This is a genomic window from Bradyrhizobium sp. USDA 4452, from assembly GCF_054063575.1.
The window spans coordinates 64,449-79,054 of the sequence record NZ_JBSSGK010000001.1; the positions used below are offsets into that span (position 1 = coordinate 64,449).

Sequence of the window (14,606 nt, forward strand, 5' to 3'; positions counted from 1 at the left end):
GTCTGGCTGCTTGGCGGCTTGTGACGGAAGGCTTGCGATGCAGACTGTCGTTATCATTGTTCATCTCATGATCGTCTCCGTCATGATCGGCGCCGTGCTGTTGCAGAAATCCGAAGGCGGCGGCCTCGGCATGGGCGGCGGCGCCGGCTTCATGTCGAGCCGCGGCACCGCGAACCTGCTGACGCGGACCACCGCGATCCTCGCGGTCGGCTTCTTCGTGACCAGCCTGTTCCTGTCCTGGTACGCGGGCTACGACCGCAAGCCGAGTTCGATCATCGGCACCGGCGCACCGGCGCAGACCCAGCCGGCCGGCGGCGCGCCGCTGACGCCTCCGACCTCCGGCGGCATCCTCGATTCGCTGAAGAAGACCGACGAGCAGCAGGGGCAGCAGGCTCCGAGCGGCCCGCAGGCACCACGGTCGCAATAAAAGCAGGGTGGCCATGCAGCATGCTGCGCTGGCATCCTGCATCCAAAACCCCCATTAATGCTCTGAAATCGCTATCAGTTTAACGTAACCCACAGCCCGGTGATTTGTTTGCCGGGAACAGCCGATTCGTTTTGCGAATCGCAGGAAGCGGCTTAAAGGTAAAGTCCCATGGCGCGGTACATATTCATCACCGGCGGCGTGGTCTCCTCGCTCGGCAAGGGTCTGGCTTCAGCGGCGCTCGGCGCTTTGCTGCAGGCTAGGGGCTACAAGGTCCGTCTTCGCAAGCTCGATCCCTATCTCAACCTCGATCCCGGAACGATGTCGCCGTATCAGCACGGCGAAGTGTTCGTGACCGATGACGGCGCCGAGACCGATCTCGATCTCGGCCATTACGAGCGTTTCACCGGTCGTCCGGCCACCAAGGCCGACAACATCACGACCGGGCGCATCTACCAGGACATCATCACCAAGGAGCGCCGCGGCGACTATCTCGGCGCCACCATCCAGGTGGTCCCGCACGTCACCAACGCGATCAAGGAATTCGTGCTTGATGGCAACGACGAGTACGATTTCGTGCTGGTCGAGATCGGCGGCACGGTCGGCGACATCGAGGGCCTGCCGTTCTTCGAGGCGATCCGCCAGCTCAAGAACGAGCTGCCGCGCGATCACGCCGTCTACATTCACCTGACGCTTTTGCCGTACATTCCAAGTGCCGGCGAACTCAAGACAAAGCCGACGCAGCACTCGGTGAAGGAGCTGCGCTCGATCGGCATCCAGCCGGACATCCTGCTGTGCCGCACCGACCGTGAAATCCCCAAGGAAGAGCGGCGCAAGCTCGGCCTGTTCTGTAACGTGCGCGAGAGCGCTGTGATCGAGGCACGCGACGTCGACAACATCTACGCCGTGCCGGAGGCCTATCATGCCGCCGGTCTCGACGACGAGGTGCTGGCCGCGTTCGGCATCACGGCGAAGATTCCGCCGGCGCTGCAGAGCTGGAACGTCATCAACGAGCGCGTCCGCAATCCGGAAGGCGCGGTGACGATCGCGATCGTCGGCAAGTACACCGGCATGAAGGACGCCTACAAATCGCTGATCGAGGCGCTCTCGCATGGCGGCATCGCCAACAAGGTCAAGGTCAATCTCGACTGGATCGAGAGCGAGGTGTTCGAGAACGAGGACCCGGCGCCGTTCCTCGAGCACGTCAACGGCATCCTGGTGCCCGGCGGCTTCGGCCAGCGCGGCGCCGAGGGCAAGATCCGCGCGGCGCAGTTCGCGCGCGAGCGCGACGTGCCGTATTTCGGCATCTGCTTCGGCATGCAGATGGCGGTGATCGAGGCGGCGCGCAATCTGGTCGGCATCGAGGAGGCCAACTCGACCGAGTTCGGCCCGACCAAGGAGCCGCTGGTCGGCCTGATGACCGAATGGCTGCGCGGCAACGAGCTCGAGAAGCGCTCGCAGAGCGGCGACCTCGGCGGCACCATGCGGCTCGGGGCCTATCCCGCGGCGCTGAACCGCGGCAGCCGCGTCTCGCAGGTCTATGGCGGTGCGACCGAGATCTCCGAGCGGCATCGTCACCGCTACGAGGTCAACACCGCCTACAAGGACCGCCTCGAGCAGCACGGCCTGCGCTTCTCCGGCATGTCGCCCGACGGCGTGCTGCCCGAGATCGTCGAGTACGAGGACCATCCCTGGTTCATCGGCGTCCAGTTCCACCCCGAGCTGAAGTCGCGGCCCTTCGAGCCGCATCCGCTGTTTGCGTCCTTCATCGAGGCCGCGGCGAAGCAGAGCAGGCTGGTGTAAGCGGCCTAAAGCTGCGCCATCACACGGCGCAGTCCTCGCTGGCCCTGCGGTCCTTTTTGATTGGCGAGACACCTGCATCGGCCGCGGGGGTGACGTCGCGCGTGATCAGCTTGTATTGCGGGCGTCGCGTCAGCCGGTAGACCGCGGCCGGCGGTACGTTAAGGAGCGCGCGATCGACCAGCGTGGCGCGCAGGCCGAGCCGGTCGAGGATCGGCCGCGGCACCGGGCAGCGCATGCCGTAGGTGAATTGATAGAACGCGCCGCCGGGACGCATGTAGCTGAAGGCGCCGCTGACGATCGAGATCACCTTGCGCGGCGACATGTTGAGCAACGGCAGTCCGCTCACCACGGCGCCGACCGGCGCGCCCTCATACAGCCGTTCCGAGGCGAGCCGCGCGGCGTCCATCCACAGCACGCGCGCGCCGGGGAAGCGGAGCTGCAGCAGCCGCATGAAATCGGAGCCGTATTCGATCAGCGTGAGATCCTGCTGGCGCACGCCGCGTTTCAGCAGCTGATAGGTGAAGGCCCCCGTGCCAGGACCGAGCTCGAGCACCGGACCGGTGTTGGCGCTGATGTCGCGCGTGATCAGTTCGGCGAGCGCTGCGCCCGAGGGCGCGATGGCGCCGACGCGGCCGGGAGCTGCCATCCACGCCGTGAAGAAAGACAGGAGATCATGTGACATTGGGATTCCCAGCAAAGTGTCGACGCGCCCCGACTCGATTGCGAAGCGTGACGCCTTGTTTGCGGGAGCTGCATTGCGACAACATTGCGCGCATCACGATACGAGCGGCGCCGGCGGTAACGTGAGACGGAAGCTCGCGCCGCCCTTCGGTCCGTCAAGCACGGAGACATGACCGCCGTGCAGTCTTGCAATCTCGCGTACCATGTTGAGTCCGAGGCCGGCGCCGCGATCGAGCGGCGCAAGCCGATAGAACGGATCGAAGATCCGCGTGCGCTCATCCTTCGGGATGCCGTCGCCTTCATCTGACACGTCGACTGTCGCGGCGCTGCCGACATGGATGGTGATGGTGCCGCGGCGGCCGCCATGCTGGATGGCGTTCTGCACGAGATTGGTCAGCGCGCGCTCGAGCGCAGCGCGGTCGCCCAGCGTTTCGACCCGGTCGGTTGCGGTATCGAGCGACAATTCGTAACCGGCTGCGATCGCGAGCGGCGCGAGATCGGCCGCAACCGTACGCGCAACCGCCACGAGATCGACGCGGCCGAACGGATTGCGGCAATGATCGAAGCGCTGGATGTCGAGCAGCTGCTCGGCGAGCGTCGCAAGCCGCGCTGAATCCTCGAGCAGCCGGGTTTTCTCAGGTCCCGGCGGCAGCGACTCCAGCCGCGTGTTGAGGATCGCGATCGGCGTGCGCAATTCGTGCGCAGCATCGGCGACGAAGCTTTGATGGCGCGAATAGCCGTCGTCGAGCCGCTTCAGCGCATCGTTGACGGCGGTCACGAGTGGAGCGACTTCGAGCGGCAGATGGTCCGACGACAGCCGACTGCCGCGCTGACGGAAATCGATCCGGCGGGCTTCGTCGGCCGCGGTGTCGAGGCCGGCGAGGGCGCGCTTCACCACCATCGGCGTTGCGATGAACGTGGCGCACGCCATCAGGAAAAGGCCGGGCAGGGCTATGGCAAGGAATGCCAGCGTCGTGGCGAGTGCCGTCCTGACGCTCGACGTCGGCCCTTGCGTGGCTGTGAGCACCTGTACGGGGCCAGCGTCGGAATTGACGCGCTTCATTCGCGCAGGCGGTTTGCGCGGATCGTCCTCGAACATCTGCCAGCCGAGCCTGGCCTGGCTGATCTGGTCGAGTGCATCACCGATCCTGGCAAATTCGGGCGGCACGACGCCTTCCGACAGCGAATGGCCTTGCCGGTCGCGCACCAGGAACCAGAGGTCGGGCGTGTTCTCGCGAAGCTGCTTGAGTTCGGCCGTCGCGCGCAATGCGAGGTTGCCCTCGCCATCGCGTCCGATCGCACCCTGCACGATGGATATGACGTGATCCTCATCACGCGGAACGATCAGGAAACCGGTGGCACACAGCGCGCCGATCAGGCAAACGATCAGCATCGCCAGCAGGGCGGCCTGCATCGTCACCAGCCACCAGCTCAGCTTCGAGCGCAGGCAGTAGTGATCGGCCGCTTCGCTCATGACACCTGCTTCAGCAGGTAGCCGACGCCGCGGATGCTGTGGATCTCGACGCCGGCATCCGAGTCTGCAAGCTTGCGCCTGAGACGCGAGACGTGGGCATCGAGCGCATTGGACTGGATCTCGTCCTCGAAATTGTAGACGGCCTCCTCGAGCGTCGCGCGTAGCACGGTGCGGCCCATGCGGCGCAGCAGCGTCTCCAGCACCAGCAGCTCGCGCCGTGGCAGGTCGAGCGGGCGGCCATTGACGCTGGCCTCGCGATGGCTGCAATCGAACGCCATCCGGCCGGCCTTGATGATCTCAAGCTGCAGGCCGGCGGGACGGCGCAGCACGGCGCGCAGCCGCGCCAACAGCTCCTCGACCGCGAACGGCTTGGCCAGATAGTCGTCGGCGCCGCTGTCGAGGCCGGTGATGCGGTCGGCAAGATCGCCTCGTGCGGTCAGCACGATGATCGGAACTCCGTCGGCCTTGGCGCGCAGCTTCGGGATCAGCGTGAGGCCGTCGCCGTCGGGCAGCTGACGGTCGAGCAGGACAGCGCCGTGCACGTCGGCGGAAATCGCTTCCTCGGCCTCGGCAAGGTTCGGCACGTGGTCGACGACCATGTCGTAGCCCTTCAGCGCCTGTGACAGCGCCGCCGCCATTTCGGCCTCGTCTTCGACCAGCAATATCCGCATGTCGCCAAATCCCGCTTTCAAGCCGTTGGTTCTAGGGGCAGCAACATTGCAGCAACATTGCGGGTGCCGCGCCACAGCTTGCAGTATCGGGGTGTGGTGCGCCGCCCGGGAACGCTACTCGGCCTCGAAATCAGTGGGCGACCGCTCCGGGCTTGGCCGAGGTTGTCGCGCCCAGCTTCTTCAAACGGTCGAGCTCGAACGCCGCGCAGTCGTTCTCGACGTAGTCGATCACACCGATATCGCGTGTCTTCTGAAAGAACGCTTGCGCCTGAATGGTGTCGCCGAGCGCGAGGTTGCGCAGGCCGATATAGAAATATGCTTCGGCCAGTGCCATCTGGCGCTCGTCGCCGGCCTTCTTCTCGAGCGATTTGAGCATGTCGTCCGGCGACATCAGGCCCGCCAGCATGGCGAGGCCGGCACGCGGCCATTCACCTTGCGCCTCAGTCGCGGCGCGCTTGACCATGTCGTCGGGGATCGGCCTGCCAAGGCGGCCGTAGGTCCCGATCAGCCACATGTCGCTGTAGAGTCGGGCTTCGCGGTCGCCGAGTTCGCTCGCCTTGGCGAAGTCCTCGATGGCCTCCTGCATCCGGCCGGCATAGACCCGCGAGACGCCGCGCCAGCGGAATGCGATGCCGTCGGCGCCGCCGCCCAGCGCGATCGCATTGGAGTAGTCGGTCACGCTCTTGTCGAACTGTCCCAACCGGAAATAGACGCTGGCGCGGCACGTCAGGATGTTCGGGGCGGTCGGCGCGAGGCGCACGGCAGTGTTGGTGTCCTGCAGGGCCTCGTCGACGCGGTCGAGGTCGGCCTTGGCATGGCCGCGCAGGCAATAGCTGTTGGCCAGATCGCCGCCGGTCAGCTTGCCGCCATCGATGCTCTCGGTCGTCTTCTTGATGATCTCCTCGTGCTGCTCGTGGAGGCGGTGCGCGATATCCGCCTTGGCTGCATTGTTGTTGAGCATCGCCTTGTTGACCGCAAAGGCGCCGCCGATCGCCTTGTTGAGCGAACGGAGGTCCTCGGCATAGCCGGGGTAGTCCGCCGGATCGACCGACGGCTGCAGCGTCTTCAGCTCGACGGTCTTCCTGGCGTTGCTGCCGCGAAAATATTCGGTGACCGTGGCGTTGAAATACTTGTTGGAGATGGCGTGTTCGCGCGGGTCGATGCTGGCGCTGACCTGCTCGGGAAAGCTCATTTCGAAACTGTATTTGCCGTGGAACGGGAAGCCTGGAATCCGCAGCGGCGTGGTGCGGTTTGCCGATTGCGAGGCGATCAGAACATTCTGCATGTTGTCGAGCGCGTAGCTGACGACCCAACTCGCTTCCACCTCCGTGGCGAGCTTCGGAATCCGGTAATGCGCCGAGATCGAAAGCTCGTTCTTCACGGTGTCGTTCTGCACCACCGGCTCGCCCACCAGCGTCGCGCCGGGATAACGGCGTTCCAGGGCATCTCTGACGAACCTGGAGGTCTGCTCGCGCGATGCCCGTTCAAGCACGACACGGAGTTGCTCGGCGCCCAGCCCGCGCCAGACGCGCCGGACGTCGAGCTGGCCCTCTTCACCGAACTTGGCCAGCGTCGCGCGCTCGGTGATTTCATTGCCGACGACATCGCCGGTATCGGCGGGAACGCGCGAGACGGCATCGGTCCCGCGTGCGGCGACGAGGACTTGGACGCCGGCATGCGCCTGGCCCGCGCGGTCGAGCTCGCCATGCTGTCCGAGCCGCGTCGGGTCGAGGAAATAGGACTTGCCGCCGACCGTGGCCTCGACGATGGCATGATCGAAGAACTGCGGGCTGGGCAGCATTTTCTCCAGTCCGCCGTGGCGCCCGATCTGCAGCAGCACGGGCCGGCTCTTGATGCCGAGCTCGTGCAGCAGGGTGACCAGCAACAGCGACTTGTCCTTGCAGTCGCCGTAGCGGCGCCGCAAAACCTCGTCGGGCAGGGTTGGCCGGTGCGAGCTCTCGCCAAGCGCGACCGAGAAATAGCGGATCTGGGATTGCACGAACTCGAGCGCCGCCATGGCGCGGGCCGGCTCGGACGGCAGCGCCTTGATCCGCTTCACGACGTCCTGAAACTCACCGTCCTTTGGCGCGGTCGTCTCGAACAGGTTGCTTGCCCAGGCAGCGACATCACTCCAGCTCGCAACTCGGTGAATTGCACGAAGCGAAGCCCGAAGAAATCGGGCGGCGCCATCGTCTCTGCAGCAAATCCCGGCAATGGCTGCTGGTCGAAGCTGACGCGCCGAAATCCGTCGCGTACGGTCTCGGTGGGGGTGAGGGGCGGCAGCGGCCGGTCGCCGACCACGCGCCAGGCGATCGATCGGTCGGTTGGATAATTCAGAACGACTCGCCGTCGCAGCGTCGGCACGCTCTGGTCCCACGGCGCCGCGCCGAAAGCCTTGCCGCTGAACACCGGATTCTGACCGGAGCTCGTATAGGCGATCTCGAGTGTGTCGCCGACGCGCAGATCGTCGATCAGGATGGAGGCAGTCACCCGGCCGCTATAGACGCCCCGCTCGAGATCCTGCTCGCGCTGCAGGAAGCGGATGTTGGACGTCAGCGTCCGATCGAACTGTTCCTGCCCGCGATAGATGCGGATCGTGTGAAGCCGGACATGCTCATATTCGGGGGCGAATGCGATCGAAAGGCGCCCGGCCGCTGTCAGTGCTGCGGCATCGTTGATCTGCATCGAACGTCGGAAGTAGAGCTCGGAAGTTTTTCCAAGCCGATACTGACTGTCGGCGAGACGGATGACCACCGGCAATGATGCCGTCTTGGGGACTTCCGGGATCGGCAGTTGCTCGACCCAGTCCGGCACCGGATCGCCCAGGGTAAACGCATCCTTGCCGAGTTGGACTTCCTTGAGCCCGTTACCGGTCGCCTGTTGGGCCACGGCGCCGTGACATCCCAAATGACATCCGAGTGCAGCCGCCAGCAACAAGCCAGCGCGCAACCATCGCATGAGATACATTCGCCACCTCGTTCACTTAGGAGTTGTATAGATGATGGCGGACGGGCCGGCAATTATTGCAGGCGGCCAAGTTTGTCGACGAGGTGAAACTGGTGTGAAGGTGTGCAGCGCCGGCGGATGGGCCATGCTGGCGCGGAGGGGCTGAACCACGTCAATTTGACTTGCCGATTTTGACTTGACCCGGATTTGTTGTCAGAACCTGCACCTTTCGCGAACACGATCTGGGAGTATCGCCGATGATCTACGAGACCCGCGTCTATCGCTGCCTGCCGGGCCGGCTGCCGGCACTGCTCAAGCGCTTCGAGACCATCACGCTCAAGCTCTGGGACAAGCACGGCATCAGGCAGGCCGGCTTCTTCACGACGCTGGTCGGCGAATCCAATCAGGACCTGACCTATCTGCTCGCCTGGGAGTCACTCGCCGAGCGGGAAAAGAAATGGACCGCGTTCACGACCGATCCGGAATGGATCACCGCGCGCGCCAAGACCGAGGAGGACGGCCAGATCGTCCTCACCATCGAAAACCAGTTGTTGGTGCCGACGTCGTTCTCAGCGGTCAAGTGATGCGGGTGTGATCGGGGCGCGGCGGCGAGATCTCGCCGCGCCCGGGCGCCTATTGCGCGCAGCCCGAGGTCTGGTCGCCTTCGCGGACCATCGGCTTGCCGTTGATGAAGACGCCGTGGCTGCCCGAGGTCGTTTTGCCGCCGCAATGGGTGCGATCGCCCATCACCACCGCCGGCTTGCCGTTGATCAGGACATTGGGCACGCCTTCGACCAATGGGCCGCCATTGCTGGTGGTGTCGCCGCTGCGCGCTGCCGGCTTGCCGTTGACGGTGACACCGGTGGCTCCGCTGGTGACGACGCCGGGCTGGCTGCTGGTCTGGCCGTATGCCAGACCTGACATCACCGACAGTCCGGCCATGACTCCGATCATCAGCGAGATGCGCATTTCGTCCTCATTGGGAATCTGTTCCACGCCAATCTATAGGAGCGGTTGGGGCGGGATTGTGATAGCACGGCGCACCCACGGCGTCAGCGCAACCCCCTCATCGTGCGGGATGGCTTGATCCCTCCCGCGTCGGACTGCATGGTCGCCGGAAAAAGGATGCACATTTTGACCAATCAGGTTTCCGCGCAAGCCGCGCCGATCGTTACGGTCGGACCGGCCAAATTCGGCAACGCCTTGCCCATCTCGATCATCGCAGGTCCCTGCCAGCTCGAGAGCCGCGCGCACGCGCTTGAGGTGGCCTCCGCGCTGAAGGAGATCGCGGGGAGGCTCAAGATCGGTCTGGTGTACAAGACCTCGTTCGACAAGGCGAACCGCACCAGCGCGTCGGCCGCGCGCGGCATCGGGCTGAAGCAGGCACTTCCGATCTTCGCCGAGATCCGCTCGTCGCTCGGGCTGCCGGTGCTGACCGATGTGCATGAACCCGACCAGTGCACTGACGCGGCGCAGGCCGTCGACGTGCTGCAGATCCCGGCCTTCCTGTGCCGGCAGACCGATCTGTTGCTGGCGGCTGCTGCGACCGGCAAGGTCGTCAACGTCAAGAAGGGGCAGTTTTTGGCGCCGTGGGACATGACCAATGTGGTCAGCAAGATCACCGGCGCCGGCAACGCCAATGTGCTGGTCACCGAGCGCGGCGCGTCGTTCGGCTACAACACGCTGGTGTCGGACATGCGCGCGCTGCCGATCCTGGCGCGCACCACCGGCGCACCGGTGATCTTCGACGCCACCCATTCGGTGCAGCAGCCGGGCGGCAAGGGGACTTCGTCGGGGGGCGAGCGCGAATTCGTGCCGGTGCTGGCGCGCGCCGCGGTCGCGGTCGGCGTCGCCGGCGTCTTCATCGAAACTCATCCCGATCCGGACCACGCGCCGTCGGACGGTCCGAACATGGTGCCGCTCCGCGACTTCGAAGCTCTCGTCAAGCGCCTGATGCAGTTCGACGCGCTCGCCAAGACCGCAGCCTGACAGGGTGACGACGACATGACCGCAAAGAGCGGCATGCCGCCGGTTCTCAACGTCATCACGCTGGCGACATTCGCGGCGAGCCTGTCGGTGCGCGCGCTCGATCCGGTACTGCCGCATGTCGCCGAGGATTTCGGTGTCAGCATCGCGACCGCGGCGAGCTTTGCCGCGGTATTCGCCTTCACCTTCGCAATCATCCAGCCGGCGATCGGCGCCGCCGCCGATCTGTTCGGCAAGGCGCGTCTGATGACGATCTGCCTCGGACTGCTCGGGGTCGCCAGCATCCTCGGCGCGCTCTCGACCTCGTTTCCGATGCTGTTCGTGACCCGCATCCTCGCCGGCATCGGCTCCGGCGGCGTGTTTCCGGTTGCGCTCTCGCTGACCAGCGATCTCGTCGGCCCCGACAAGCGGCAGCTCGCGATCGGACGGACGCTGGCCGGCTCGATGACCGGCAATCTGCTCGGAGCCACGGCCTCCGGCCTGATCGGCGATTTCCTCGGCTGGCGCGGCGTGCTCGCGGTGCTCGGCGGCCTCGTGATCGTCGTCGCACTTGCGGTTGCCGCCGGCTTCCGCGGCGCCGCGCTGAACCGTCCGCCGCGCACCAGCCTGAAGGCGCTGCGCCACGGCTATCGCACCATCTTCACCAATCCGAACGCGCGCATCTGCTATTCGGCGGTCTTCATCGAAGGCTGCTGCGTGCTCGGGCTGTTTCCCTTCATCGCCTCGTTCCTGTTCGAACTCGGCGAGACCTCGCTGTCGATCGCCGGCATAGTGATCGCGGGCTTTGCAATCGGCGGATTGCTCTACACGCTGACGGTCTCGCGGCTGCTGCCGTGGATCGGCGTCAAGGGCATGATGATCATCGGCGCAACGCTGGTCGGCATGCAACTCGCCGGCGCCGCCTTCGGGCTGCACTGGAAGCTGCAGATGGCGAGCCTTCTGGTGATGGGCCTCGGCTTCTACATGATCCACGGCTGCCTGCAGGTGTTCGCCAGCGAGCTGTCGGTCGAAGCGCGTGCCACCGCGTTGTCGCTGCACTCGTTCTTCTTCTTCATGGGCCAGACCGTCGGCCCGATCGCCTACGGCTTCGGCTTGCAACATGCCGGCAAGACCACGACCCTGGTCTCGGCGGCCGCGGTGATGATGGTGCTCGGATTTGTCTGTGCGAAGTTCCTGAAGCAGACGCGGCCGGCGGATGCGCTCGGAAGCGGTTCGGAGTAAGCAGAGCCGCGAGAGGATGGTGACGCCCCTCGCAGCCGCTGTCATGGGTTTCCGACCGTCAGATCAGATGGAAGGTGTGCATGCCCATCGCGACATAGACCGCCGAAACGTCATGCTGCACTTCGAGGTCGACATGCGACGTTTGGGGGACATCGGACGCCAGCTGCGCAAGCGTTTCCACGGATGAAGAACCTCCGAAGACATCGTGCGGGGCATTGGCCGCATGGTCGGTGTTGCCGCTACCGGCGAATGCGAAACCATCGTTGGCGATACTGACCCACGTGCCGGTATGGTCGACGGTGGCAACCTCCGGAGCCGGATCGGGCGTGAAGCTGACGCCATGCGGCGAGCTGAAGTTGAAGCCCGGCGCGTTGTCGGCGGATAGTAGCGGCGTGAAGGAGCCGGTGTGCGGATCGACCTGACCGAACGCCTTCAGGCTCCCAACCGAGGCGTAGAAATCGTCGGGGTTAAGCCCCGTCGCGTGGAACGAAAAGACCTTGTCGGTCGCCGTGTCCGTCAGGGTGAAGGTACCGGATTTGGCGCCCGGCTCGATGACGTCGTCAAGGCCGGCCTTGGCGCCGACGCCGGCTATCGGCGTGAATGACACCGATTGGTGGGCGGTCCCGGGGGCCTTGATGTCGATGATGGTGCCGTCGTCGCTGCTCGACAGCAACAGATCGCCATTTGGCGCGAGCTTCAGCGAGTCGGGATCGTTTTGCGGCACGACCTCGATCTTGCCGGTCACGGTATCGAGCCCGGTGGCGCCAAATTCGAGGATCGGCTTGGTGGTCAGCGCGCCGGTCGGATGATCGCCGTTGAGGAGCTGGACCACGGTCGCATCGCCCGAATTGACCGGATTGGTGTAACTCAGGAACACCTTGTCGCCCTTGAACACGACGTCGTCATAGCCACGGCTGGCCGACGAATCGGCGTAGCTGAGCGGGGCCGAGACCGCATGCGTCTCCGGGTTGATCAGCGTCAGGGTGGGATTGCCGTCCTGGTTTTGCAGCGCCCAGATATCGCCAGTTACCGGGTTGTACTTCAGGCCATCGACTGATCCTGACAGCGAGTAGCTGAACTCGATGTCGCCGTGCTTGTCATATTGGACGATCGTGCTCGAGCCGCCGGCGCCGGTCGAATCCGCCCCATTGCCGTACTCGACAAAGGTCGAGCCATGCGCAGTGGTGACGGAATCCGGCTGGGTCGATCCGTCGCTGGGAGCCTGGAAGGTCTTGATGGTGTCGATATGCGGAAACGGCGCCGCGTTCTTGTCAGGGACGAATACCACGCCGTGCGGCGAGCCGAAGCTGAAGCCCGGTGCATTATCCTGCGAGACCAGCGCGGTGAAGGCGCCGGTGTTCTCGTCGACCTGACCGAAGGCACCGAGCGCGCCGACGGAAGCGTAGTAAGCGTTGGGGTCGAGGTCGCTGACATGCACCGACAGGACGTGACCGTCCTTTGCGTCCGAAATGTAGAACGTGCCCGACGTCGCGTTCGGTTTGATGACATCGTCAAGACCGGCGTTTCCGACCGAGCCTGCGGGAATTCCCTGGATCGGAGTGAAGGCAATCGCCTGTTTGGAGGTGCCGGGATTCTGGATATCGATGATCGCGCCGTCGGCGTTGCTGGAGAAGATCAGATCGCCGTTGGCGGCAAGCTTCAGCGAATCCGGATCGGTCTGCGGCACCGGCTCCATCTTGCCGGTGACGGTGTCGTAGCCGATCGCGCCGTCGAGCAGCACGGGAGCGGTGGTGAGGAGGTCGCCAGGCTTCGGGTTGGTGCCGTTCAGCAATTTGACGATGGTCGGATCGCCGTTGCCGGTCGGGTTGGTATAGCTCAGGAACACCTCGTTGCCCTTGAACACGACGTCGTCATAGCCGCGCGAGGTGGACGTATTGGCGTAGTTGAAATGCGCCGTCACTGTCTGGCTGTTGGGATCGATCAGCGACAGCGAGGAGCGTCCGTCTTGGTTTTGCAGCGCCCACACCATTCCAGTTTCGGAATTGTACTTCAGTCCGTCGACCGATCCCTCGATCGAATAGGCGTGCACGAAATGACCGGCGTGATCATACTGGATGATCGTGCTGTCGCCGGGCACCGCTCCGGTCGAGTCGACGCCGTTGCCGTATTCCACGAACACGTAATTGCCGGCGATCGTGATCGAGTCGAGCCCGGTCACCCCGTTGGGGGTGCTGGCGAAGCTATGGATCGAATCGACATGCGCCACTTGCGGCGCACTCTTGTCGGGAATGAAGAGCAGGCCGTGCGCGGAGGAAAAGTTTGACCCGGTGACGATCGGCGTGAAGGCGCCGGTGGTCGGATCGACCTGACCGAATCCGCCGAGACTGGCGACCGCAGCGTAATAGTCGTTGGTATTGAGGCCACTGGCGTGAAATGAGTAAACGTTCCCCGACTTCGTGTCGGTCATGTAGAACGTGCCCGCCGTCGCACTCGGCCTGATCACGTCATCGAGGCCGGCATTGCCGACAGAGCCCGCGGGGATGCCTGCGATCGGCGTGAACGAAATCGCCTGGCTGGCCGTTCCGGGGTGTTGGATATCGATGATCGAGCCGTCGGCTGCGCTGGAGAAGATCAGGTCGCCATTGGCGGCGAGCTTCAGCGAATCCGGATCGGTTTGCGGCACCGGCTCCATCTTGCCGGTGACCGTGTCGAGGCCGGTGGCACCGTCGGTCAGGATCGTCGTCGTGAGCAGCGTCCCGCTCGGATGGTCGCCGTTCAGCAATTCCACCAGCGTCGGATCGCCGGTACCGTTCGGGTTGGTGTAGCTCAGGAACACTCTGTTGCCATCGAACACGACGTCGTCATAGCCGCTGGTCGCGGACGGATTGGCAAAACTCAGCGGACCGGTCACCTTGTGCGTGACGGGATCGATCAGCGTCAGCGTGGAATTTCCGTCCTGGTTCTGCAGCGCCCAGATCTGCCCGGTGGTCGGGTTGTATTTCAGTCCGTCGACCGACCCGGCGATCTTGTAGGTGTGCTCGACTTTGCCGCTGTTGTCGTATTGCACGATCGTGCTCGAGCCGCCGGCGCCGGTCGAATCCGCACCATTGCCGTATTCGACGAAGATCGTTCCGTTCGCTGTCGTGATCGAATCCGGAGCCGTCGCGCCAACTGATGTCCCCGACGCGAACGTCCTCATCTCGCTGATCGTAACCATGTCGATCCTCCATGGGTTTGCAATGTTTGGAAACGGGAGGAAACGCTTGGTGGACGGCGTGCATGTGACGATTGGCCGCGCGAATTTTGCAGGGATGGCGGAACCTTTTCGCGATTGCGAATCGTGCCGATAGCTCAAGCGCTTTCGCGCGTGTTCCGCGTGGATCACGAAAGTGTTGCGGCGAAAATCAGCAAGGCAGGACCGCGACGTTGGTCTTGGCCG

General features: G+C 64.4%; 12 protein-coding genes. 5 read left to right on the plus strand and 7 right to left on the minus strand.

Going from position 1 to position 14,606, the window contains the following annotated elements:
- Nucleotides 1-37 precede the first annotated feature (37 nt).
- Both secG and ACVISU_RS00495 read left to right on the plus strand, forming a co-directional pair.
- Nucleotides 38-427: a preprotein translocase subunit SecG gene (gene secG, locus ACVISU_RS00490; RefSeq protein ID WP_456705639.1), complete on the plus strand. Its 390-nt coding sequence runs from the start codon at nucleotides 38-40 to the stop codon at nucleotides 425-427.
- A gap of 168 nt (nucleotides 428-595) precedes the next feature.
- Nucleotides 596-2,227, plus strand: coding sequence for a CTP synthase (locus ACVISU_RS00495; RefSeq protein ID WP_050402461.1), 1,632 nt, complete (start codon nucleotides 596-598; stop codon nucleotides 2,225-2,227).
- Between the two features lie 19 nt (nucleotides 2,228-2,246).
- Here ACVISU_RS00495 and ACVISU_RS00500 read toward each other — a convergent pair whose 3' ends face one another.
- From ACVISU_RS00500 to ACVISU_RS00520, 5 genes are all read right to left on the minus strand, one after another.
- Nucleotides 2,247-2,909 carry a class I SAM-dependent methyltransferase gene (locus tag ACVISU_RS00500; RefSeq protein WP_456705640.1) on the minus strand — a complete coding sequence of 221 codons (663 nt, stop codon included), beginning with the start codon at nucleotides 2,907-2,909 and terminating at the stop codon, nucleotides 2,247-2,249.
- 93 nt (nucleotides 2,910-3,002) lie between these two features.
- The gene (locus tag ACVISU_RS00505) at nucleotides 3,003-4,382 is read right to left on the minus strand and encodes a sensor histidine kinase (RefSeq protein ID WP_456705641.1); all 1,380 of its coding nucleotides are present in this window, start codon (nucleotides 4,380-4,382) and stop codon (nucleotides 3,003-3,005) included.
- A complete protein-coding gene (locus tag ACVISU_RS00510) occupies nucleotides 4,379-5,053 on the minus strand; it encodes a response regulator transcription factor (RefSeq protein ID WP_050402464.1) in 675 nt (224 codons plus the stop codon). The genes ACVISU_RS00505 and ACVISU_RS00510 overlap by 4 nt, the downstream gene beginning before the upstream one ends.
- A gap of 130 nt (nucleotides 5,054-5,183) precedes the next feature.
- Nucleotides 5,184-7,112: a transglutaminase domain-containing protein gene (locus ACVISU_RS00515; RefSeq protein ID WP_456705642.1), complete on the minus strand. Its 1,929-nt coding sequence runs from the start codon at nucleotides 7,110-7,112 to the stop codon at nucleotides 5,184-5,186.
- Nucleotides 7,109-7,942 (minus strand): DUF3857 domain-containing protein, encoded by an 834-nt coding sequence (locus ACVISU_RS00520; RefSeq protein ID WP_456705643.1) that lies wholly within the window; start codon nucleotides 7,940-7,942, stop codon nucleotides 7,109-7,111. Before ACVISU_RS00520 ends, ACVISU_RS00515 begins: the two co-directional genes overlap by 4 nt.
- A 314-nt stretch (nucleotides 7,943-8,256) precedes the next feature.
- On the opposite strand from ACVISU_RS00520, the gene ACVISU_RS00525 reads away from it, so the two are divergent.
- Complete coding sequence (locus ACVISU_RS00525; RefSeq protein WP_050402466.1) at nucleotides 8,257-8,583, plus strand: NIPSNAP family protein; 327 nt, start codon at nucleotides 8,257-8,259, stop codon at nucleotides 8,581-8,583.
- Nucleotides 8,584-8,632: 49 nt separating this feature from the next.
- Here the strand turns inward: ACVISU_RS00525 and ACVISU_RS00530 are convergent, their stop codons facing one another.
- Nucleotides 8,633-8,968 (minus strand): PAAR domain-containing protein, encoded by a 336-nt coding sequence (locus ACVISU_RS00530; protein WP_456705644.1) that lies wholly within the window; start codon nucleotides 8,966-8,968, stop codon nucleotides 8,633-8,635.
- 156 nt (nucleotides 8,969-9,124) lie between these two features.
- Here ACVISU_RS00530 and kdsA point away from each other — a divergent pair, with 156 nt between their 5' ends.
- Both kdsA and ACVISU_RS00540 read left to right on the plus strand, forming a co-directional pair.
- Nucleotides 9,125-9,988, plus strand: coding sequence for a 3-deoxy-8-phosphooctulonate synthase (kdsA, locus tag ACVISU_RS00535; RefSeq protein ID WP_456705645.1), 864 nt, complete (start codon nucleotides 9,125-9,127; stop codon nucleotides 9,986-9,988).
- A gap of 15 nt (nucleotides 9,989-10,003) precedes the next feature.
- Complete coding sequence (locus ACVISU_RS00540) at nucleotides 10,004-11,206, plus strand: MFS transporter (RefSeq protein WP_456705646.1); 1,203 nt, start codon at nucleotides 10,004-10,006, stop codon at nucleotides 11,204-11,206.
- Nucleotides 11,207-11,264: 58 nt separating this feature from the next.
- Here the strand turns inward: ACVISU_RS00540 and ACVISU_RS00545 are convergent, their stop codons facing one another.
- The gene (locus ACVISU_RS00545; RefSeq protein ID WP_456705647.1) at nucleotides 11,265-14,384 is read right to left on the minus strand and encodes a hypothetical protein; all 3,120 of its coding nucleotides are present in this window, start codon (nucleotides 14,382-14,384) and stop codon (nucleotides 11,265-11,267) included.
- Nucleotides 14,385-14,606 lie beyond the last annotated feature (222 nt).